Origin of the sequence: Janthinobacterium sp. AD80 (assembly GCF_002878455.1) — a bacterium.
GTDB lineage: Bacteria > Pseudomonadota > Gammaproteobacteria > Burkholderiales > Burkholderiaceae_D > Janthinobacterium.
This window is the reverse complement of record NZ_NRDQ01000044.1, coordinates 84,551-105,249: the sequence shown is the minus strand read 5'-3', so window position 1 is coordinate 105,249 and position 20,699 is coordinate 84,551. Positions and strand designations below refer to the sequence as shown.

Genomic DNA, 20,699 nt, shown 5'->3' with positions numbered 1-20,699 from the left:
GCTACGATCCGGTGCACATGGGGCATGTCGCGCTGGGCACGCATTTTTCCAGCCTGCTGCACGCCGATGAACTGCGCGTGATTCCGGCCGCGCGCCCTGGCAAAAGAGCAAGCTGGGCGCCAGCGGCCAGCAGCGCGCCGAGATGGCCGGCCTGGCCTTTGCCGGCCTGCCCTTGCCGGTGGTAATCGACCGCCAGGAAATCGAGCGCAGCGAACATGGCCAGGCCAGCTACACCATCGATACCTTGCGCCAGGTACGCGCCGAGCTGGGTGCGCGCGCTTCCATCGTTTTCCTGATGGGCGCCGACCAGCTGCAGCGGCTCGCGACATGGCGCGAATGGCAGCAATTATTTGAATACGCGCATATCTGCGTCGCGGCCCGCCCCGGCTTCGCGCTGAATGACACAGCAGTGCCGCAAGTGGTCGCCGACGAGTTTTCGCGCCGCCTGGGGACACTGGACAGCATCCGCAACACGCCGCACGGTCTGACTTATCTGGCACAGGACTTCGCGGTGGATATCTCCGCCACCGAAATACGTGCGGCATTACAACGGGGGAATCGGGCAAACTCGCTTGTTTCCCCGCTAGTGCTAGACTATATTGAACAACATAATTTATACAAAAGCTAAATGGACATCAAAAAACTGCAAACCCTCGTCGTTGACGCCCTTGAAGACGTCAAAGGCCAAGACATCGCTGTCTTCGAAACGAGCCACCTGACCAGCCTGTTCGACCGCATCGCGATCGTCTCCGGTACCTCGAACCGCCAAACCAAGGCGTTGGCCGCCTCGGTGCGCAACAAGGTCAAGGACGCCGGCGGCGACATCATCGGCATGGAAGGCGAGGACACCGGTGAATGGGTGCTGGTCGATCTGGGCGACATGATCGTCCACATCATGCAAGCGCCTATCCGCGCCTACTACCGCCTGGAAGAAATCTGGGGCGACACGCCGGTCAAGCTGGGTGCCGCCAAGCGCGCGCCGAAAAAAGCCGCCGGCGACGAGCCGAAAAAGGTCAGCGGCCATCTGGCTGCCAGCAAGGCGAACGTGGAAGCGACGCCCGTGATCGAGAAAAAGACACCGGCCAAGAAAGCCACGGCAGCCACCGCCGCCAAGAAAGCCCCGGCGAAAAAGGCCACCGCTTCCAAAGCCGTCGGCAAGACCGTGAAAGTCGCGCCAACCAAGACCGAGGCGGCTGCCGTCAAGGCCTTGAAAGCGCTGCCGGAGAAAAAAGTGCGCGCGCCACGCGCGGCCAAGCCGGCAGCCGATGCTGCACCGGCAAAAACCGTGATCAAGCGTATCAAAAAAGTCGAAGCGTAAGCCTCGATGCAGCTCATCATCGCTGCGGTCGGCCATAAAATGCCGGCCTGGATAGAGACGGGCTTCGCGGAATACGCGAAGCGCATGCCGCCGGAATTGCGCATCGTGCTGAAAGAAATCAAGCCGGTGGAGCGTTCCGGCAGCAAGACCGCCGCCACGGCGATGGCGCTGGAACGCGAACGCATCGAAGCCGTCCTGCCCAAGGGCGTGCGCATCATCGCCCTCGACGAACGCGGCAAGGACCTGACCAGCGTCGGCCTGTCGCAGCAGTTGATGGCATGGCAGCAGGATGGCCGCGACACCGCCTTTTTGATCGGCGGCGCCGACGGCCTCGATCCGCAACTCAAGGCACGTGCCGAAGGCATGCTGCGCATCTCCAGCATGACCCTGCCGCACGGCGTGGTGCGCGTGATCCTCGCCGAGCAGCTGTACCGCGCCTGGTCGATCACGCAAAACCACCCCTATCACCGCGTCTGAACTCCCCCATGAAAACGGCTGATCACAAGATCTACCTCGCCTCCAAAAGCCCGCGCCGGCGTGAACTGCTGCGCCAGATCGGCGTCGATTTCGAATTGCTGCTGCTGCGCAGCGACGGCCCGCGCGGCGCCGACGTCACCGAGGAAGTCCTGCCCGGCGAATCGGCGCTCGACTATGTCGCCCGCGTATCGAATGAAAAAGCCGCCTTTGCGTGGGACCTGGTTCGCCGCCGCCACCTGACCCCGCGCCCCGTGCTGGCGGCCGATACCACCGTCACCATTGACGGCGTCATCCTCGGCAAGCCAGCCGACCGCGCGGAAGCGGTGGCCATGCTGCAGCAGCTGTCGGGCCGCACGCACGAGGTGCTCACCTCGATCGCCGTGCACTACAAGGATTTCGCCGAACAGCGCACGCAGGTGTCGCAAGTGCGCTTCGGCGTGCTGTCGCCGGCCTCGATCGCCGCGTATTGCGCCACGCCTGAACCGTACGACAAGGCCGGCGCCTACGGCATCCAGGGCAGCGCCGCGTTGTTCGTCGAGCACATCGAAGGCAGCCATTCCGGCATCATGGGCCTGCCCCTGTACGAAACCGCACAGTTGCTGCGACTGGCAGGTTTGCCCCTGCCCTGATCCCGGGTATGATGTCATTCGTTGCCTCCACTCCCGCGCCTCCATGAACGAAGACATCCTGATCAATATCACGCCGCAAGAAACGCGCGTCGCCCTCATCCTGCAGGGCGCCGTGCAGGAATTGCACATCGAGCGCACGCTCACGCGCGGCCTGGCCGGCAATGTGTATTCCGGCAAAGTGGTGCGGGTGTTGCCGGGCATGCAGTCGGCCTTCATCGACATCGGCCTGGAACGCGCCGCCTTTTTGCACGTGGCCGACATCTGGGAAGCGCGCGGCCACGATGGTCAGAACGCCACGCCGGCGCCCATCGAAAAAATCCTCTTTGACGGCCAGGTGCTGACGGTGCAGGTGATCAAGGACCCGATCGGCACCAAGGGTGCGCGCCTGTCGACGCAGATTTCCATCGCCGGGCGCATGCTGGTGTACCTGCCGCAGGACAAGCACATCGGCATCTCGCAAAAAATCGAAAAGGAAGCGGAGCGCGAGCAATTGCGCGTGCGCCTGCAAAGCCTGCTGCCGCCCGATGAAAAGGGTGGCTACATCGTGCGCACCATGGCCGAGGACGCGTCCGACGCGGACCTGAAGGCGGACGTCGACTACCTGAGAAAAACCTGGAGCACGATCACGCACGGCGCGCGCACGCGTCCCGCCACCAGCCTGCTGCACCAGGACTTGAGCCTGGCGCAGCGCGTGCTGCGCGATTTCGTCGGCGATGAAACGGCCACCATCCAGGTCGATTCGCGCGAAAATTACGTGAAATTGCGCGAATTCGCGGAAATCTACACCCCCAGCGAACTGACGCGCTTGCAGCACTACACGGGCGAGCGCCCGCTGTTCGACCTGTACGGCGTGGAAGAGGAAATTCTGCGCGCGCTGGGCCGCCGTGTCGACCTGAAATCGGGCGGCTACCTGATCGTCGACCAGACGGAAGCGATGACCACCATCGACGTCAACACGGGCGGCTTCGTCGGCGGGCGCAATTTCGCCGACACCATCTTCAAGACCAACCTGGAAGCGGCGCACGCCATCGCCCGCCAGCTGCGCCTGCGCAACCTGGGCGGCATCATCATCCTCGACTTCATCGACATGGACAATGCCGAGCACCGCAACGCCGTGCTGGCCGAACTCAAACGCACCTTGTCGCGCGACCGCACCAAAGTCTCGGTGAGCAACTTCTCGCCGCTGGGCCTGGTGGAAATGACACGCAAGCGCACGCGCGAATCGCTGGCGCACATCCTGTGCGAACCGTGCCCCGCCTGCGCCGGCAAGGGCCAGGTAAAAACCTCGCGCACCATCTGCTATGAAATCCTGCGCGAACTGCTGCGCGAAGCCAAGCAGTTCAACCCGCGCGAATTCCGCATCCTCGCCTCGCAGGAAGTCGTGGATCTGTTCCTGGAAGAAGAATCGCAGCACCTGGCCATGCTCGGTGATTTCATCGGCAAGAAAATTTCGCTGCAGGTGGAGAACGCTTACCACCAGGAGCAGTACGACGTTATTTTGATGTAGCCATGCCTGGCGACACCGCCTTCTGGCGCGACCCGGCGCTTCCCCACGTGGAGAGCCGGCGTGCCTGCCACAGCCGCGCTTGCTACAAGCCGCACAGCCATCCCACGTTTTCCATCGGCGCCGTCGACGCGGGCGGCAGCATCTTCACGGGCAGCCATGGCCGCCAGAACGCGCTCAGCACTGGCAGCCTGGTGCTGGTGCCGGCCGGCTGCGTGCACGCCTGCAATCCCCTGCCCGGCGCCCTCTGGAGCTACCAGATGCTGCATCTGGATGCGGCATGGCTGCACAGCGCGGTACCGCAACTGGACACGGATAGCGCGCAGGTGCTGCACCACCCCGCCCTCTACGCCCAGTTCTGTGCCATGAATGCGCTGCTGTTTTCCTCCGCTTGCGTGGCGGACAAGCAGGCCGCGCTGCTGTACTTGCTGCATGCCTGTGCCGGCGCCAGCGGGGCGCGCGCCCTGCCTGCCGTCACCGCCCGGATACCCGCACAGCTGCGCCCGGCCATCGCTGCCCTGCAAAAGCAGCCGCTGGCCAGCCTGGCATACCTGGCGCAAGTGGCCGGCATGAGCCGCTACCAGCTGATCCGCGCCTTCCGCGCCGCCACCGGCATGACGCCGCATGCCTACCAGCTGAACCTGGGCGTGAACCGCGCGCGCGATGGCTTGCAGGCAGGCACGGCACTGGCCGACATCGCCTGCGAACTGGGCTTTGCCGACCAGAGCCATTTGCAGCGCGTCTTCAAGGCGCATGCGGCCATCACGCCGGGGCGCTACCGCGCCTAGCCACCAACTCCTGGCGCCTGCAATTTTCTTCAATACACGCGGCCACCGGCCTTGCATACTCGCGCATCGCCATTGCCGGAGCCGCGCTTCATGCAGGATTTTTTCTTTATCGCCGCCGCCCATTTTCTCGCCCTACTGTCGCCGGGCCCCGACTTTTTCCTCGTTGCCCGCAGCGCGCTGGCGCACGGCTGGCGCGGCGCGGTGGGCGCCTGCCTCGGCATCACCGTGGCCAATGGCGTGTTCATCGTGGCGGCGTTTGGCGGACTGTCGGTGCTGGAGGCAGGAAGCAAGGCATTTATGACGGTGCAGCTGGCTGGCTGCGTCTATCTGCTATACCTGGGCTGGCTGTTCCTGCGCCATGCGGGCAAGAGCAGTCTCGGGGCGATGCCGGCCACCGGACAAGCACACTGGCGCGGCGGCTTGCTGATGGGCTTTGCCTCCGCCATCCTGAATCCGAAGAATGCCCTGTTCTATGTCAGTCTGGCATCGGTGGTCGCCAGCCGGCACACCAGTAGCGGCTGGGTGGTGCTGTATGGCGTGTGGATGGTGTGCGCCGTGCTGGCGTGGGATATGGCGGTGGCGCTGGCGATAGGCAACGCCATGCTGCGGCAACGATTTGCGCGCGCCCTGCCGGCACTGGAACGGCTGTCCGGCATCATGCTGATACTGCTGGCGGCGGCGCTGCTGGCGCATTTGGCCAGCGGCACCGCATGAGGTGAACAATCAGGCCGGCAGCGGATCCAGGTAAAACACGGCGTACACCTTCAAAGGCGACGTCTCGGTGGCTTTTTCCGAACGCACGACGGCGCAATCGTCAGCGGCCAGGCTGCGCCAGTTCTGGATGCCGGCCTTGGCGAACATGGCGTGCGCCGGCGCATTGGCGGCCAGGTCCAGCACCAGGCAGGCGTTGCGCGGACCGGCGCCGTAATTGACGGCACGGATCTCGATGCCAAACGTCGTCATCCACGGTTCCCACAGGCCCTTTTCCTTGCCGGCCGCCATGCGCTCGAGCATTTCGCCAAAGCTAAGTCCCTTCTTGACGGTGCTGCGCAGGGCCTCCAGCGATGGCGCCAGGCGGGGATCGGGCTGCTTGTTGCCGGCGCGGATCTCGGCGATGGCCTTCAATTCCTTGATGATGGCCGCGTCGCGTTCCGTGTAATCGCGCATGCGCGCATAAAACTCGGCGTCCAGGAAAGGATTGACGGTCAGCTTGGCGACGCCCTCTTCGCGGCGTTTCGGGGAAGGCGTGTTGGTTTTGGTCATGGCGGTAGAGGGCAAGAGAAACGATGAGGGGCGCCAGTTTAACACCATGCGGCCCCTGCGGCGGCGCGGCGGGTGCTTTAATGTTGCGCCTGGCGGGTGCCGGCGGGCGGGGCCGCGGCGCCGGGCGCTCCCGGTGCCCGGAAAAACCGTCGCGGCCCGAAGAGGAAGACAGCGCCCGCATACAGTCCGGCCAGGGGGAAGCGCACGTCCTTGAGCAGCTGGTGAAAAATGGCGATCGAGCGCGCGCGGGTGACGGGAATCTCGGCGCGCCACTGGCACAGCACGTCATGCACGAGGCTGGCGTGATACGTGGCTGGCAAGCCCAGGTGCTGCGCGCCATCGGGCGTGCCCACGTAAAACAGGCCAAGCACGCTGATACACGGCGAACAGCCATCCCAGGCGTAGCCGGCGCGGATGCGGATCGCCGATTCGCGGATGGTGACCCACTCGTTTTCAAACTCTATGCCGTCGAGCAAGGGCGAACAATAGCCATAGTCGCTGCCCAGCGCATAGCGCCAGGCGTTGCCGGGCATGCCGAAGTTCTTGGGCATCAGCGGCCTCCCTGCCGGGCTTGCTTTGCTGTCGATTGCATGGCGTTGTCTTGATAATTATCAATATCAAGATTTAAACATACTCAGGCGAAAGAAGGGCAAAAGGTGTCAGGCGCGCGGCGCGGCCGTCGATTCGCGCACCACCAGTTCCGGCTTCAGGCGCACGTCCAGCACGGACGACTCGGGCGATTCGATGGTTTGCAGGATCAATCGCGCCGCTTCCGTGCCGATGCCATGGTGGCGGATGCGGATGGTGCTCAGGGGCGGGCGGATCATGTCCATGTAGGGCATATCGTTATGCCCGACGACGGAAATATCTTCAGGGCAACTCAAACCCAGTTCACGGATGGCGTCGTAACAGCCGATGGCCACCAGGTCACTGCCCGTCACGACGGCCGTCGTTTGCGGCGACTGGCGCAGCAGCTCCAGCAGGGCCGCCTTGCCGCACTCGCGCGAATAGCCGCTGCTTTCAAAAACAAAGGCTTGCGATGGATCAAGTTCGCTGGCCTGGATGGCGGCCAGGAAGCCCAGCCGGCGCACATGGCCCGTGGACAGGTTTTCCGGGCCGGCGATATGCGCGATATGCCGGTGGCCCAGCGCCAGCAAGTGCTCCACGGCCAGGCGCATGCCCACCACGTCATCGCTGACGACGCACGAGGCCACGCCCGTCTCGTCGCTGCGGTTGACGGTGACGACGGGCACGTTCTGGTCGATGCACATCTTGATGACGGGATCGTGGCGCCGCGCCGTGGCCAGGATCAGGCCGTCGACCTGCTGCCCCAGCAGGCGGTTGATGACAAACAGCTGCTCTTCCTCGTCGGCGCCAACGTTGGCGACGATGGCCAGGTAGCCGTGTTTGCGCAAGCCTTCCTCGATGCCCAGCAGGATCGGGGGAAAGACGGCGTTGGTGATGTCGGGCAAGACCACGCCGATGATGCGCGACTTGCGCGTGACCAGGGTGGAGGCGGCGCGGTTGGGCCGGTAGCCGAGCCGGCCCGCCTCGGCCAGCACCCGCGCGGCGACCTCGGCGCTGACCATTTGCCGCGTTTGCGGATTCATCACGCGCGACACGGTGGAAAAATGCACGCCGCTGGCCCGGGCAACGTCGCTTAAGGTGGGGTTCTTGTTTGTCATGGGCTTCCCGGATCGCAATACCGTGATTTTATCGCAAAAAATGTCACTGCCGTCAAAAACCGAGCAAACGCTTGCATTGAAATATTGCCGCTACTCAAAGCGGTTTTGGTCTGCTTAAGCACAATCCAGCCTTGACAGCGTGCAAACGCTTGCATACCATGGCTCGGACTTACCACTCGGGCCTGATTGCCCTTCCCAGAATTCTTATGTCTACTTCCCACAGCAAGCACGCCGAACCGAACGGCGAAACCTTCAACCTGAAAGAAGCCGCCCTCGCCTATCACGCGGAACCCCGCGCAGGCAAGATTTCCGTCACGCCAACAAAACCGCTGGGCGACGCCCGCGCCCTGACCCTGGCGTACTCGCCGGGCGTGGCCTTTGCCTGCGAAGCGATCGTCGAAGATCCGCGCACGGCCGGCACCTACACCTCGCGCAGCAACCTGGTGGCCGTGATCACCAACGGCACGGCCGTGCTGGGCCTGGGCGATATCGGCCCGCTGGCCAGCAAACCCGTGATGGAAGGCAAGGCTTGCCTGTTCAAGCAATTCGCCGACGTCGATGTGTTCGACATCGAACTGGCCGAAAATGATCCCGACCTGTTCATCGACACCGTGGTGCGCATGGAGCCGACCTTCGGCGGCATCAACCTGGAAGACATCAAGGCGCCAGACTGCTTCTACATCGAGCAGCAATTGCGCAAGCGCATGAACATTCCCGTCTTCCACGACGATCAGCACGGCACGGCCATCATCGTCGCGGCCGGCATCCTGAACGGCCTGGAACTGGTGGGCAAGGATATCGGCAACGTCAAGGTGGCCGTCTCGGGCGCCGGCGCGGCCTCGATCGCCTGCCTGGACCTGCTGGTCTCGCTGGGCCTGAACAAATCGCTGCTGAAAGTGTGCGACAGCCAGGGCGTGATCTACCCGGGCCGCGATGCCAGCATGGAAGAGAACAAGGCGCGCTACGCGAATGACACCAGCGACCGCGACCTGGCCGACGCCATGGTTGGCGCCGACATCTTCATCGGCGTGTCGAAAGGCGGCGTGGTGAGCGCGCAGATGGTCGAATCGATGGCCGCCAAGCCGCTGATCTTCGCGTTGGCCAATCCGCACCCGGAAATCGCCCCGGAGAAAGTGCATGCCGTGCGTGACGACGCCATCGTGGCTACCGGCCGCTCGGACTACCCGAACCAGATCAATAACGTGCTGTGCTTCCCGTACATTTTCCGCGGCGCACTGGACGTGGGCGCCACCACCATCAATGAAGAGATGAAACTGGCGTGCGTGCGCGCCATCGCCGCCCTGGCGAAAGAACCGCTGCCAGGTCACGAGAGCAGCGCCCTGACGCCGCTGCAGCTGATTCCTTCGCCGTTCGACGAGCGCCTGCGCAGCTGGGTTGCGCCTGCCGTATCGCAAGCGGCGATCGCCACCGGCGTGGCCACGCGCGTGCCGGCCACCGCCTGAGACGCATGACAGGTCTTGCGGCCTTGGCAAAATAACAGCAAGTTACCATTGCTTACAAAAAAACCATGGCTGAAAACCATGGTTTTTTACATTCTTCCCCTTGAGACCGTCCATATAGTTATCGAAGAGTCAATTTCGCACAGCCGTTTTTGCAGCCTCCTTCGATTACAATGACGCCTACTTTATGTTGCTACAGTTGCCACAATGGCGACACGTGCGTTACCAAGGATATTCATGCTCGGCCTGACCTCTGTTTGTGTTTTTCTCTTTTCGGCATTGGCGCTGGCTGTCAATAGCGGATATTCGCTAGGCGCGCTGGTTCTCCTGCTGGCCAGCAGCTGGCTGCTGTGGAAACGCCCCCGCCTGAATCTGCAACGCCGGGACTATCTGATGCTTGCTAGCCTGCTGCTGTACTTCGGCATCTTTACCGCCAATATGCTGTATCACCGTGATCCGGCACGCGAACTCGACATGCCATTGCGGGCACTGCTGGCCGTGCCCGTGCTGTTGTTGCTGCTCGCCTATCCGCCGCGGCCGGCGGCCTGGTGGGGCGGTGTCGCCATTGGCGCCATTAGCGGTGCCGCACTGGCGTTTTGGCAATTCATCGTGCTGGACGTGGAACGTCCCCAGGCGGCAACCAGCAACGCCATCCACTACGGCAATGTAAGCATGTTGCTGGGCATGCTATCGCTGGGCGGCCTGGTCTGGGCCCGCGAACAACGCCACCGCGCGGCATGGTCAACACTCTTGCTGGCCGGCGGCCTGGCCGGCATTCTCGGCTCTGTCATCAGCGGCAGCCGCAGCGGCTGGCTGGCCTTGCCCGTTTGCGCTGGCATCATCGCCCTGCATTACGCCAAAAGAGATGGCAAACGCTATATTGCCATTACTGCCATCGCGATCATCGCTCTGGGTGCGGTTACTTATTCCATGCCTGATTCCCAGATACGCAAGCGCATACATGCCGCTGTCGAGGAGACGCAGAATTTTGAACATGGCGCCGATCTCAAATGGTCGTCGGTCGGACAACGCCTGGAAATGTGGCGCACGGCCTTGCTGATATCCCGTGACAATTTGGCGGTAGGCATAGGCCGTACCGGTTATATGGAAGCGAAGCGCATCCTGGCGACTGAAGGCAAGATGAATAAGACAGTCGGCGAATATACCAATGCCCATAACGACTATATTGACACGCTCGTCAAGCGTGGCGTCATCGGCCTGCTGGCACTGCTGGCGCTCTTCCTCATCCCCTTGTCCCTGTTTGGCCGCGCCCTGCGCCACAGTGCTCCTGCAACCCAGCCATATGCACTGGCAGGCGTTGTACTGTGCGCCTGCTATATGATTTTTGGCCTGACGACAACCTCACTAACCCTGAATATCGGCATCATCATGCTGGTCTTCCCGATGGTGATATTGTGGAGCCTGTTGCGCCAGCAAGAGCGCACCGCTTGAGCTCGTTTTTCGCCTGACCGTTTTTGCTGTCCCCTGCAAGGAACCATACCGATGCTCACGCCCGACCTGAAGCGCCTTACCGCGCTGCATGCGCCCTATAAAAAACACCTGGCCCTGGCCCTGCTGGCGATGGTCGTCACGGCAGGTACCGAGCCCTTGCTGCCGTATGCGCTCAAGCTGCTGCTCGACAATGGCTTCGGCGGCAAGGTCGAGTTTTCCTACTGGCTGGTGCCACTGATCGTCATTGGCATCTTTTTCGTTCGCGGCGTGTCCACCTTTGCCAGTAGCTACCTGATGAGCTATGTCTCCACGCGCATTCTCAACGAGTTGCGGCGCAGGATGTTTGCCAGCATGCTCAACTTGCCCATCGACTTCTACAACACGCACACGGTCGGCAAAGTCATCAACTCCATAATGTTCGAGGTGCAGCAGATCATCGAGATGGTAACCAAGGTATTTACTTCCATCGTGCGTTCATCGCTGACCGTGCTGGGCCTGCTGGCATGGCTGTTGTACCTGAATTGGGCACTGACCCTGGTCACCCTGGTGCTGCTGCCCGTGCTGACCATCGTCGTGCGCACCACGGGCAAGCGCCTGAAAAAGCTCAACCGCGACTCGCTGGCCGTCAATGCCGAACTGACCCAGGTCATCGAGGAAACCACGCGCGCCCAGCAAGTGATCAAGATCTTCGGCGGCCAGGACTACGAGAAATCGCGCTTTGAAGAGCGCGCCGAACAATTGCGCCGCTACAGCATGCGCATGACCACGACCTTTTCCGCCACCGTGCCCATCACCCAGGTCATCACGGCCGCCGCCGTGGCCCTGGTCATCGTGATGGCCCTGTTCCAGTCGGAGCAGGGACAGATCACGGTGGGGGGGTTTGTTTCCTTCATCACGGCCATGCTGATGCTGCTGACGCCTTTGAAGCAGCTGGCTGAAGTCAACGGCCCCTTGCAGCGCGGCATGGCCGCCGCGGAAGAAGTCTTCCTGCTGATCGACAAGACGCCTGAGCGTACGGGCGGCAAGCCACTGGCTGGCCGCTGCAGCGGGCGCATTGAATTCAACGACGTCAGCTTTGCCTATCCAGGCCATGCGGAACGGGCCTTGCAGCACATCAACCTGCGCATCGAGCCAGGACAGACGGTGGCCTTTGTCGGCATGTCCGGCGGCGGCAAATCGACCCTGGTCAGCCTGCTGCCCGGCTTTTACTCGGCCAGCAGTGGCGCAATCTTGCTCGATGGCCAGAATATCGATGACATCGCCTTGACCAGCCTGCGCAGCCAGATTGCCATGGTCAGCCAGAACGTGGTGCTGTTCGATGACAGCCTGGCCGCCAATATCGCGTACGGCGATGCGGCACCGGACCGGCAACGCATCGAAGCGGCTGCGGCGGCCGCCTTCCTGTCGGACGTGATCGATGGTTTGCCGGACGGCCTGGAAACGCGTCTGGGCGACAATGGTTCGCGCCTGTCCGGCGGCCAGCGCCAGCGCGTGGCCATCGCCCGCGCCATTTACAAGGATGCACCCATCCTGATCCTCGATGAAGCCACCTCGGCGCTGGATACGGAAGCGGAACGGGCCGTGCAAGCGGCGCTGGAACACCTGATGCTGGGCAGAACAACCTTAGTTATTGCTCATCGATTATCAACGATTGAACGCGCAGACCGTATCGTGGTATTGTCGCATGGGAAAATAATGGAAACCGGCAGTCACCAGCAATTGTTGGATGCCAACGGCGCATACGCCAATCTGCATCGCCTGCAATTTTCCCAGCAAGTGGTTTGATACCATCGAATAAATACCTGAAATCGCACTGATACATGACGCCCTTGATTCCCGCCGAACTTCTTCAAAAGTCGGACAAAATTCTCTTCATCGCCCACCTGGCGCTGGGAGACTTCACCTATCTGCAAAATGGCTTTCGCGCCTTTGCCGCAGCCTATCCGCACATCAAGATCCACCTGTGGGTCGATGAAGTGCGGCGCACTTCCGATGCCAAGCAATGGGAGAGCCTGCGCACCTACTCGCTGTACGACTGGGTCGAACAATCCGGCTTCTTCACCAAGGTTTACCGCAAGACTTACAGCCCCGCCCTCTACGAAGAATCGCTGCGCGAAGCGCAGGCGGAGCACTACCCGATAGTCGTCTCGCTGGCGCATATCCGCCCGCAGCTCTACGCGGACCTGGCACGCATGATCAGCACGGATGGGCTGGTGATCGGCACGCGCAAGCCGTTCAGCCCGCTGCGCCTCTGGCATTATCTGGCCTACCGCAAGATCGACGCCGTGCTGTCCTCCTATGCGGGCCAGGATGCGGGCGAACACCATATCAGCAGCGTGTACGCGGACTGGTTTCATCAGCTGACGGGACTCGATATTCCCATGGCGGAACGCTATCCCTTCGTGCACATCCCTGACACCGCCTTACAGCAGGCTCAGGCCCAGTTGGCCACCTGGGGCTTCGCGCCGCGCCAGGGTCCGCTTGTACTCCTGAACCCGTTTGCCAAGTCGCACAAGCGCGGCTGGCCGCTGGAACGCATCGCCGAGCTGATCGCGCGCATGCAAGCGATGCCGAAATGGAAAGATGCCTGCTTCCTGATCAATGCCATGCCGCAGGAACTGGCCAAGGTGGATGCCGTCGTGCAGGCGCATGGCTTGCCGCGCACGCAGGCCTTCAGCGCTGTCGACAACTTTTTCCAGCTGCCCGCCATGCTGGCGCAATGCGACCTGATCATTTCAGTGGAGACGTCGATCATGCATCTGGCGAACGCCGTGCATGTGCCGGTGGTAGCGCTGATGCGCAAGAAGAATCCGGAATGGGCGCCCTTCGACAGCGCCAACAGCACCGTCATCACGGTGGCGCGGCGCAGCGACTGGGTCAAGGCGATTTCAGTCGAACAGGTCTTGAAGGCGATCGCCTAGACAAGGCAACAAGGGCTAGCTGGTGGCCAGCATGCTGATGCGCACCAGGTCGGCCACATTATCCACACCCAGCTTGTCCATCAGGCGCGCCTTGTGCACTTCCACGGTCCGCACGGAAATGCCCAGCGCAGGGCCGATATCGCGGTTGTGCTGGCCCATCACCACCAGCTGCATCACCTCCCGTTCGCGCGGCGTCAACGCCTGCAGCAAGGCTTGCCCTTCCACCTGGCGCAGCAACTGGCCACGCGCGTGCGCCTCGCGCGAAAATGCCTCGTCGATGGCCGCCAGCAGCTTGTCATGGTCGAAGGGCTTTTCCAGGAAGTCGCTGGCCTGCGCCTTGAATGCCTGGCGTGCCAGCGCCACGTCGCCATGGCCCGTGATGATAATAACGGGCAACAGACACCCGAGTTCCAGCAAGCGGCGCTGCAGGCTCAAGCCATCCATGCCCGACATGCGGATATCGATCAGCAGACAGCCGCCCCACTCGCGCCGCCAGCTGTGCAGGAAATCCTCGCCGCAGGAAAACAGGGCCGTGCGGTAACCGCGCACGCCCAGGAGCAAACCCAGCGCATCGCGCACGGCAGGGTCGTCGTCCACGATAAACACCGTCAAATTACTTGTCACCATACTCTCCTGTCGCGCCGCCACTGGCGCGCGCCAGGGGCAGGACAAAACGAAAAATGCCATGCTTGCCCACCTCGGCCCACAGCTGGCCGCCATGCGCCTCGACGATAGCGCGGCTGAGCACCAGGCCCAGCCCCAGTCCGCTGGCCTTGGACGAAACAAACGGTTCGAACAGGCGCGCCGCCAGGCTGTTCGAGATGCCTGGCCCGCTGTCTTCCACGGACAGGCGCAGGCGCCCGCCCTCGAGACGCTCGGCCGACACCGTGATGCTGCGCTGGCCACGCGGCTGGCCCAGCACGGCATCCTGCGCATTGGCCAGCAGGTTGCGAAGCACCAATTCTATTTGCAGACGGTCGGCGTTGACGGCCAGCGGCGACGGCGGCGCCAGCACCAGCTTGATGCCATGTTCATGGAACAGCGGCGTAAACTGGCGCGCCATGCCGGCGATCAGGGCGCTCGCCTCCACCGCCTCAAGCTGCATCGCGCCCGTGCGGAAGAAATCGCGCAAGCGCCGCACCACTTCCGCCGCGCGCCCCGACTCGACGATCATGTGGCCAACGGCGCTTTGCAGCAAGGCGCCGCTCTCGCCCCGCTCCAGCAGGTACTCGCAAGCCTTGCCGTACGTCGACAGGGCCGTCAGCGGCTGGTTCAGCTCATGCGCCAGGGCGGCGGCCATCTCGCCGGCCGCCGCCAGGCGCATCGTGTATTTCAGTTCGTCTGCCACCTGGCGCATTTCATCGACGACGATGCCGATAAAAAAGCCCACCAGCGCCAGCACGGCATCGAGCATCTGCAATTCATAAAACTGGATATTCACCGCATGCGACCATTTCACCAGGGTGATGATGCACAGCTGCAGCACGAACACGGCCAGCACGGCCCCATGCAAGCCCTGGCGCGACGCGGCCCAGATCACCGGCAGAAACAGAAAGTAGAAATGCTTGTATTCGGAGCGGACAATGGAACCAAAGACGCTCCACAGCACAAAACTGGCCAGCGCCAGGTAGGCCAGGGTTTCCCAGCGCCAGACGGCACAGCGCAGGCGCTCGCGCCCACGCGCGCTGACGAGTACCCAGATCAGCGGCATCGACACGACGATGCCCACCGTGTCGCCTATGCCGAAACGCAGCACCGCCGTGACCCATTCGCCGGCCGGGATGCGTCCCGTCAGCGACAGCAGCGAGATGTAGCCGAGCGCATTGAGCATCGTGCCAAGCAGCACGATGGCCACCCAGCTGCTCAGGCGGCGCCGGTTGTCGAAGATGTCGCTGCTGCTGAAACCACGGCGCAAGGCCGCGCCAATGCCGCCATAACCGAGCACCAGCCAGGCCGAGCAGAGCAAGGTCAGGGGCAAGCCCGCCGGCATGCCGCGCACCAGTACCTCGCCGGCCAGCAGGGCGATAAACCACGGCAACGCCGCCTTGCGGCCATGGATCAGCCAAAATACCAGTCCCAGCGCCGGGTCGGGATTCCAGGGCGTAATATTTAGCCCGTACATCGGATCGATATACGTGGCCCAGTCGAACAGCAGATACAGGCCGACGAAGGCGGGATACTGCAGATAGGAGGAAACGGATGCGCGCATGGACGGTATGTTCGGACTGTCCCGCATTATGCATCGCAGGCGCGCGCCACGCCATGGGGTATTGCGTTATAGGCACATTCGATAACTTTCCTGCAACACCCGCACGCCATCCGGCTGCTAGCCTCCGCCGGCCAATGGCAGGCGCACTTCCACCAGCAAGCCGACGCCGCCATTGCCCCGATGCAACTGAATCGAGCCGCCATGCTGGCGCACCACCGAGGCCACGATGGACAAGCCCAGGCCGCTGCCCGGCTGCCCTTGCTGCGGCGCGCGGAAGAAGCGGTCGAAGACGCGCTCATACAGCTCTGGCGCGATGCCCGGCCCCTGGTCCGCCACGTGCAGCACGGCCTGCTTGCGCTCAGCGTGCAGCGACACCGTCACGCTGCTGCCGCGCGGACTGTACTTGATGGCGTTCTCCACCAGATTGTCGATCAGCGACACCAGGCTCTCGCGCTGGCCCGGCACGCGCAGCGACACGCTGGCCTGCAATTCCAGCTCGATATCGCCTGCCTGCGCCAGGCCGGACAGGGCGGCCAGGCGGTCCTGCAGCAATAGATCGAGCACCTGCGGCAGGCGCTCGCCCCCTTCCGCCTGCACCTCGTTGCGCGTCAACTGCAGCAACTGTCCCACCAGGCGCGCGGCACGATTGCCGCTATTTAAGATGCCATCCAGCAGCTCCTGCTGGCGCGGGTCATGCGTCTGGCCTTGCAAGGCTTCCACATTCACGCGCATCGCCGCCAGCGGCGTGCGTAGCTCATGCGTGGCATCGGCGATGAAGCTGCGCTCACGCGCGGCGCTGGTATCGACCCGCTGCAGCAGCGCATTGATATTGTCGACCAATGCCGCCAATTCGCCATGCGGCGGCTTGAACGCCAGCGGGCGCAAATCCTGCGGTCCGCGCGCGGCCACTTCCTGCGCCACCTTGCGCCAGGGACGCATGGCCAGACGGATCGACAGCCAGGCCGGCAGCAGCAGGAAGGGCAAACTGATCAGCAAAGGCAGCAAATAATAGCCGCGCGAATTGATGGTGATGAAAAACTGCCAGGCGCCGCCCGCTTCCAGCACCGTCACGCGCGTGGCGCCCTCGGTCAGGCTGCGGCTGCGCCAGGCCTGGCCCTTGACGTACACCACTTCCATCTGTTCCGGTCCGGCGCTGCGGATGCCGCTGGGCGCATCCGCCGATTTGTAGATCAGCTGGCCATCGCGCCAGACCAGGATGCGCGGCGCCAGTTCGGGCACTTCGCCATCGTCAAACTCTTCGCGCAAGGCCGCGTCAAGCAGGCCCAGGCTCTGCCGCTGGCGCGCGGGCTGATCGGCCAGGTTATCGGCCACGCTGATAATGGCGCGCAATACCCCGCGGCCCACATTGCTGTTCTCGCCCGTGCCCTCCAACAGCACATACGCCACGGCCAGGCTCCACAGCACGCTCAGCATCAGCATTTGCGCGATCATCAGGCGGCGTACCAGGGTGGGCCGGCGCAGCATGGCCCAGAAACGGCCCATCATGCGCCCGGTCCCGGCTGGGCAGGCGGCTCGCCGTGCTGGTCAATGACATAGCCGACGCCGCGCACGGTACGGATATAGCCTTCGCCTATCTTGCGGCGCAAGTTGCCCATATGTACATCCAGGGTATTGCTGGCATTGGCCAGGCCGCCGGGCAAGATATGCTCTTCCAGCACGCGGCGCGTGATGACCCGGTTGGCGCGCATCAGCAAGGTTTTCAGCAAGGCATATTCGCTTGCCGTCAGCTCCACGGCACGGCCATGCACGCTGACCCGGCGCGTGGGCACTTGCAGCAGCAAGCCGCGCAACTCGATGGTATCGCCATCAAAACCGTAGCTGCGGCGCGCCAGCGCACGCACGCGCGACAGCAGCTCGGCCAGCACGAAGGGTTTCACCAGGTAATCATCAGCGCCGCCATCGAGACCGCGCAGGCGCTGCTCCAGCGTATCGCGGGCACTGAGGATCAGTACGGGCAGGCGCGCCGCGCGCAAGCGGGCCAGCAGGTCGAGTCCGTCGCCGTCCGGCAAGCCCAGGTCCAGCAGCACCAGTTCGCAACTGTCGTGCTCGATACTGCGCGCCGCATCCTCGAGGCTGCGCACCCAGACCACTTGCAGGCCCTGGTCGCGCAAGGCAATGCGCACGCCGTTGCCCAGGTCCATATCGTCTTCTATCAGCAGTATTTTCATGAGCACTATTAAACCACTGCAAGCTGAAGAATGGGTAAAGACAGCCTCTTCATGCAATCTTAATAAAAGGCTCATTTTTCCTTCATGACATGGGCCGATACTGTCCGCAGTCAATCGAGCCACTCCGGACTCGGTTCTCCACCTGACGGAAAACGCCATGCACACACCGACCACCCTGCTGACCTCGCTGGCCCTGGCCAGCGGCCTGACCCTCAACCCACTGGCCGCCGTGGCTGCCGAGCCCGCCGCGGAAAATGTCTTCACCATCGGCGGCGGTGTTGCTGCCATTTCCAGCTATTCCGGTGCCGACAAACTGTCCGCCTCGCCGCTGATCATCCTCGACTACGCCATGACCAATGGCCTGTTCATCAGCACCTCGCGCGGCATCGGCTACGGCGGCCAGGCCGGGCCTTTCAGCTACAGCGCCGCGCTGGGCTACCGCGGCAACCGCGAAGACCACAAGCGCAAGGGTATCAATGGCTGGGGTGGCAGCGATTTCCTGAAGGGCATGGGCGAAGTCAAGGGCAACGCCAGCGCGCTGCTGAGCGCCGGCTATTCGCCACTGCCCGGCCTGTCGCTGAGCATCGCCAGCGACATTCCCCTGTCGAACCGGGAAAATGGCGCGAACGTGCATTTCGGCGCCAGCGGACAGATTTATGGCCGGGCCGATGCCAAGGGCGCGCAGCAGGACAGCGTGACCATCAGCGGGCAGCTGGGTTGGGGCGAGCGCAAATATGTGCAGACCATGTATGGCGTGACGGCGACGCAGGCGGCAAATACGGCGTTCAAGCAATACACGCCCAAAGGCGGCTTCTATGAGGCGCAGGCCACCGTCAACTGGGAACACCGCATCGATGCACGCTGGGGCGTCAACACCCTGCTTGGCGTCGAACGCCGCCTGGGCGACGCGGCAAAGAGTCCCATCGTGCAGCGCAAGACGTCCCCGATCGCCGCGCTCTACGTCACCTACCGTTACTAAAAAACAGGCGGCATAAGGGAAACCCGTACGCTGTTTCGCCAATTTACACGGGCAAAGGGCGTGGCTAAGATGGCCCGGTTTCCTTCCTGAAGCCAGCTCTTTCATGCATGCATCGCACCCTGCCCCGCAACGTCTTGACCGCGCCCCGGACAGCGCGGCGGGCGGCTGCGGCAAGGCGATGCAGGACACCTTGCTGCTGTTGCTGCCCATCAAGCGCGCCAGCGACATCATCTATGGCGCGCGCTATGCCCGGCGCCTGCAGGAATGGGGCATCAAGGTCAGCGTCAGCCTGCTGCACGTGACGTCGGCACCGCTACACCCAGCGGACGGCATGCCGCAACTGGGCCCGAGCGATGGCGATACGCTGGATCTGGCAACCCGGCAGATGATGCACGAAGCGGGCCTGTACCTGAGCCGTACACAGATCGTTTTCAGTACGCATATCTTCGCCGGCGAGCTGCTCTTCACCATACTCGACGCGGCTGAACTGCTCGGTTGCCATGAAATCGTCTTGCCGGCTCTCAAGCCCAGCCCGTGGCAGCGGCGCTTTTCCGGCACCCTGGCGCGCAGGCTGGCACGCGCCACGCGCTGCGCCACCGTGTTGCTGGCCGATACCGACGGCATGAGCGGAGCGCCGCCGGCCTGAACAATTATGGCCCGCACCACGCACCACCTCCCGACCGTCTTCCTTACTACCTTGGAAAGAAAGTGCCTGATGACACAAGCAATCACCCTGCATGCTGGCCTGGCCAACATGCCACCTGGCTTCTCACGCACGCGCGAACTGCTCAAGCTGCAATTACGGGCGCGCCTGCAGCAGCCGCAAACACGCATCTGGCTGCAGCTGCTCAATTCCCACCCCGTCTTTGCCGACTTGCTGCATGCGTATCCGCGCCTGATGCACAAGGTCTACCGCCACTACCTGAGCAAGAATTTTTCTTGCCGCCAGCGCGTGGCCTTGCTGGTCGAGCACTACCACTTCATCCTGCAGCAAGGCTGGGAACAGCTGATGGCGCAGGCGGCGCGCGCGCCGGTGCGCCTGGGAACGGTAGCGGGAAAATCGGGGGCGCCCTACCATCTGCAGCTGTGCTCCTTGCAGCCGATGGACCGCGAAGGCGAGATGGTCTTGCAACTGGCGCATGGCAACGACGTGATTTATTCGGTGGCCTTTACTTTCTTCGGCAGCAGCACGCGTTCCGGCATGAGCGTGGGCATCGGTTGCGTGCAGGGCCCGCGTGGCGCTGAAGGCTTGCGCCGCGTGCGTGACGCAACACGCGACCTGCACGGCATGCGCCCGAAAGCCCTGATGGTACGCCTGGTGCGCCAGCTGGGACATGAACATGGCTGCCGTAAAATGATTCTGGTCGGCAATGCCAACCGTGCCGTGCACCACTCGGCCAGGAAAGGCCGTTTGTTCGCCGACTACAATGCACTCTGGCAAGAACTTGGCGCACAGCTGCGCCAGGACGGTGATTTTGAATTGCCATGCGAAAACCTGCCCCTGCCCGCCATGGAAAGTATTCCATCAAAAAAAACGTTCGGAAGCACGCAAGCGCCACGAACTGACCTTGGCCATGATCGCCAGCCTGCGCAGCGGCCTCGACGTTCATCGCAACCCTGTCCAGGTCGCCTTGAACCACGCCACGCCAGCAGCCAACGATACGCGCCAGCCATTCGGCCTCGACGACGACTACGCTTCCGCCGTCGCCTGATTTTCCCTGGCCAAGCGCACGACGCCCCGCCCCCGCGTCATTGCAGCCGCCACCTGCGCAGCACATTCCCGCCCCTGCGGCACACGCCTGAAACCCGTTTATTCCACAATCCT

At 63.0% G+C, this 20,699-nt stretch carries 18 protein-coding genes and 3 pseudogenes; 14 read left to right on the top strand and 7 right to left on the bottom strand.

Going from position 1 to position 20,699, the window contains the following annotated elements; genetic code table 11:
* The first annotated feature begins 17 nt into the window (after positions 1-17).
* From nadD to JaAD80_RS11175, 7 genes and pseudogenes are all read left to right on the top strand, one after another.
* Positions 18-628: pseudogene (gene nadD / locus JaAD80_RS11205) on the top strand (nicotinate (nicotinamide) nucleotide adenylyltransferase).
* Entirely contained in the window at positions 629-1,318 is a 690-nt protein-coding gene (gene rsfS, locus JaAD80_RS11200) for a ribosome silencing factor (protein WP_102294237.1), read from the top strand.
* A 6-nt stretch (positions 1,319-1,324) separates the two neighbouring features.
* The gene (gene rlmH, locus JaAD80_RS11195; RefSeq protein ID WP_034747108.1) at positions 1,325-1,795 is read left to right on the top strand and encodes a 23S rRNA (pseudouridine(1915)-N(3))-methyltransferase RlmH; all 471 of its coding nucleotides are present in this window, start codon (positions 1,325-1,327) and stop codon (positions 1,793-1,795) included.
* An 8-nt stretch (positions 1,796-1,803) separates the two neighbouring features.
* On the top strand, positions 1,804-2,424 hold the full coding sequence (locus JaAD80_RS11190) for a nucleoside triphosphate pyrophosphatase (protein ID WP_102294236.1): 621 nt from the start codon (positions 1,804-1,806) through the stop codon (positions 2,422-2,424).
* Between the two features lie 43 nt (positions 2,425-2,467).
* A complete protein-coding gene (gene rng, locus JaAD80_RS11185) occupies positions 2,468-3,931 on the top strand; it encodes a ribonuclease G (protein WP_034747098.1) in 1,464 nt (487 codons plus the stop codon).
* 2 nt (positions 3,932-3,933) lie between these two features.
* On the top strand, positions 3,934-4,716 hold the full coding sequence (locus tag JaAD80_RS11180) for an AraC family transcriptional regulator (protein WP_102294235.1): 783 nt from the start codon (positions 3,934-3,936) through the stop codon (positions 4,714-4,716).
* Positions 4,717-4,806: 90 nt separating this feature from the next.
* Positions 4,807-5,430, top strand: coding sequence for a LysE family translocator (locus JaAD80_RS11175; RefSeq protein WP_102294270.1), 624 nt, complete (start codon positions 4,807-4,809; stop codon positions 5,428-5,430).
* Between the two features lie 9 nt (positions 5,431-5,439).
* On the opposite strand, the gene JaAD80_RS11170 is transcribed toward JaAD80_RS11175, so the two are convergent.
* The 3 genes from JaAD80_RS11170 to JaAD80_RS11160 form a co-directional block, all read right to left on the bottom strand.
* Positions 5,440-5,979 (bottom strand): hypothetical protein, encoded by a 540-nt coding sequence (locus JaAD80_RS11170; protein WP_258002933.1) that lies wholly within the window; start codon positions 5,977-5,979, stop codon positions 5,440-5,442.
* A 77-nt stretch (positions 5,980-6,056) separates the two neighbouring features.
* Complete coding sequence (locus JaAD80_RS11165) at positions 6,057-6,530, bottom strand: hypothetical protein (RefSeq protein WP_180979379.1); 474 nt, start codon at positions 6,528-6,530, stop codon at positions 6,057-6,059.
* A 108-nt stretch (positions 6,531-6,638) separates the two neighbouring features.
* Positions 6,639-7,664, bottom strand: coding sequence for a LacI family DNA-binding transcriptional regulator (locus tag JaAD80_RS11160; protein ID WP_102294233.1), 1,026 nt, complete (start codon positions 7,662-7,664; stop codon positions 6,639-6,641).
* Between the two features lie 206 nt (positions 7,665-7,870).
* Between JaAD80_RS11160 and JaAD80_RS11155 the strand changes: the two are divergent.
* The 4 genes and pseudogenes from JaAD80_RS11155 to JaAD80_RS11140 all read left to right on the top strand — a co-directional run.
* Positions 7,871-9,109, top strand: a pseudogene (locus JaAD80_RS11155) (malic enzyme-like NAD(P)-binding protein); the annotation flags it as partial.
* A 252-nt stretch (positions 9,110-9,361) separates the two neighbouring features.
* Positions 9,362-10,576, top strand: coding sequence for an O-antigen ligase (locus JaAD80_RS11150; protein ID WP_102294231.1), 1,215 nt, complete (start codon positions 9,362-9,364; stop codon positions 10,574-10,576).
* Positions 10,577-10,627: 51 nt separating this feature from the next.
* Complete coding sequence (gene msbA / locus JaAD80_RS11145) at positions 10,628-12,361, top strand: lipid A export permease/ATP-binding protein MsbA (protein ID WP_102294230.1); 1,734 nt, start codon at positions 10,628-10,630, stop codon at positions 12,359-12,361.
* Positions 12,362-12,396: 35 nt separating this feature from the next.
* Entirely contained in the window at positions 12,397-13,497 is a 1,101-nt protein-coding gene (locus JaAD80_RS11140) for a glycosyltransferase family 9 protein (RefSeq protein WP_102294229.1), read from the top strand.
* A gap of 15 nt (positions 13,498-13,512) precedes the next feature.
* Here JaAD80_RS11140 and JaAD80_RS11135 read toward each other — a convergent pair whose 3' ends face one another.
* From JaAD80_RS11135 to JaAD80_RS11120, 4 genes are all read right to left on the bottom strand, one after another.
* Positions 13,513-14,121 carry a response regulator transcription factor gene (locus JaAD80_RS11135; RefSeq protein WP_102294228.1) on the bottom strand — a complete coding sequence of 203 codons (609 nt, stop codon included), beginning with the start codon at positions 14,119-14,121 and terminating at the stop codon, positions 13,513-13,515.
* Complete coding sequence (locus tag JaAD80_RS11130; protein WP_102294227.1) at positions 14,111-15,706, bottom strand: ATP-binding protein; 1,596 nt, start codon at positions 15,704-15,706, stop codon at positions 14,111-14,113. The genes JaAD80_RS11135 and JaAD80_RS11130 overlap by 11 nt, the downstream gene beginning before the upstream one ends.
* Before the next feature lie 117 nt (positions 15,707-15,823).
* Positions 15,824-17,212: a HAMP domain-containing sensor histidine kinase gene (locus JaAD80_RS11125; protein ID WP_102294226.1), complete on the bottom strand. Its 1,389-nt coding sequence runs from the start codon at positions 17,210-17,212 to the stop codon at positions 15,824-15,826.
* On the bottom strand, positions 17,209-17,895 hold the full coding sequence (locus JaAD80_RS11120; RefSeq protein ID WP_102294225.1) for a response regulator: 687 nt from the start codon (positions 17,893-17,895) through the stop codon (positions 17,209-17,211). The genes JaAD80_RS11125 and JaAD80_RS11120 overlap by 4 nt, the downstream gene beginning before the upstream one ends.
* Before the next feature lie 157 nt (positions 17,896-18,052).
* Here JaAD80_RS11120 and JaAD80_RS11115 point away from each other — a divergent pair, with 157 nt between their 5' ends.
* The 3 genes and pseudogenes from JaAD80_RS11115 to JaAD80_RS31985 form a co-directional block, all read left to right on the top strand.
* Positions 18,053-18,874, top strand: coding sequence for a MipA/OmpV family protein (locus tag JaAD80_RS11115; protein ID WP_102294224.1), 822 nt, complete (start codon positions 18,053-18,055; stop codon positions 18,872-18,874).
* Positions 18,875-18,977: 103 nt separating this feature from the next.
* On the top strand, positions 18,978-19,520 hold the full coding sequence (locus JaAD80_RS11110; RefSeq protein ID WP_102294223.1) for a universal stress protein: 543 nt from the start codon (positions 18,978-18,980) through the stop codon (positions 19,518-19,520).
* A gap of 6 nt (positions 19,521-19,526) precedes the next feature.
* A pseudogene (locus JaAD80_RS31985) lies at positions 19,527-20,348 on the top strand (DUF535 family protein); the annotation flags it as partial.
* Positions 20,349-20,699 lie beyond the last annotated feature (351 nt).

Excerpts from the sequence above, each read along its gene's own strand:
- rsfS (WP_102294237.1), top strand. The coding sequence starts at position 629 with ATGGACATCAAAAAACTGCAAACCCTCGTCGTTGACGCCCTTGAAGAC.
- rlmH (WP_034747108.1), top strand. The coding sequence starts at position 1,325 with ATGCAGCTCATCATCGCTGCGGTCGGCCATAAAATGCCGGCCTGGATA.
- JaAD80_RS11190 (WP_102294236.1), top strand. The coding sequence starts at position 1,804 with ATGAAAACGGCTGATCACAAGATCTACCTCGCCTCCAAAAGCCCGCGC.
- rng (WP_034747098.1), top strand. The coding sequence starts at position 2,468 with ATGAACGAAGACATCCTGATCAATATCACGCCGCAAGAAACGCGCGTC.
- JaAD80_RS11180 (WP_102294235.1), top strand. The coding sequence starts at position 3,934 with ATGCCTGGCGACACCGCCTTCTGGCGCGACCCGGCGCTTCCCCACGTG.
- JaAD80_RS11175 (WP_102294270.1), top strand. The coding sequence starts at position 4,807 with ATGCAGGATTTTTTCTTTATCGCCGCCGCCCATTTTCTCGCCCTACTG.
- JaAD80_RS11170 (WP_258002933.1), bottom strand. The coding sequence starts at position 5,979 with ATGACCAAAACCAACACGCCTTCCCCGAAACGCCGCGAAGAGGGCGTC.
- JaAD80_RS11165 (WP_180979379.1), bottom strand. The coding sequence starts at position 6,530 with ATGCCCAAGAACTTCGGCATGCCCGGCAACGCCTGGCGCTATGCGCTG.
- JaAD80_RS11160 (WP_102294233.1), bottom strand. The coding sequence starts at position 7,664 with ATGACAAACAAGAACCCCACCTTAAGCGACGTTGCCCGGGCCAGCGGC.
- JaAD80_RS11150 (WP_102294231.1), top strand. The coding sequence starts at position 9,362 with ATGCTCGGCCTGACCTCTGTTTGTGTTTTTCTCTTTTCGGCATTGGCG.
- msbA (WP_102294230.1), top strand. The coding sequence starts at position 10,628 with ATGCTCACGCCCGACCTGAAGCGCCTTACCGCGCTGCATGCGCCCTAT.
- JaAD80_RS11140 (WP_102294229.1), top strand. The coding sequence starts at position 12,397 with ATGACGCCCTTGATTCCCGCCGAACTTCTTCAAAAGTCGGACAAAATT.
- JaAD80_RS11130 (WP_102294227.1), bottom strand. The coding sequence starts at position 15,706 with ATGCGCGCATCCGTTTCCTCCTATCTGCAGTATCCCGCCTTCGTCGGC.
- JaAD80_RS11125 (WP_102294226.1), bottom strand. The coding sequence starts at position 17,212 with ATGATGGGCCGTTTCTGGGCCATGCTGCGCCGGCCCACCCTGGTACGC.
- JaAD80_RS11120 (WP_102294225.1), bottom strand. The coding sequence starts at position 17,895 with ATGAAAATACTGCTGATAGAAGACGATATGGACCTGGGCAACGGCGTG.
- JaAD80_RS11115 (WP_102294224.1), top strand. The coding sequence starts at position 18,053 with ATGCACACACCGACCACCCTGCTGACCTCGCTGGCCCTGGCCAGCGGC.
- JaAD80_RS11110 (WP_102294223.1), top strand. The coding sequence starts at position 18,978 with ATGCATGCATCGCACCCTGCCCCGCAACGTCTTGACCGCGCCCCGGAC.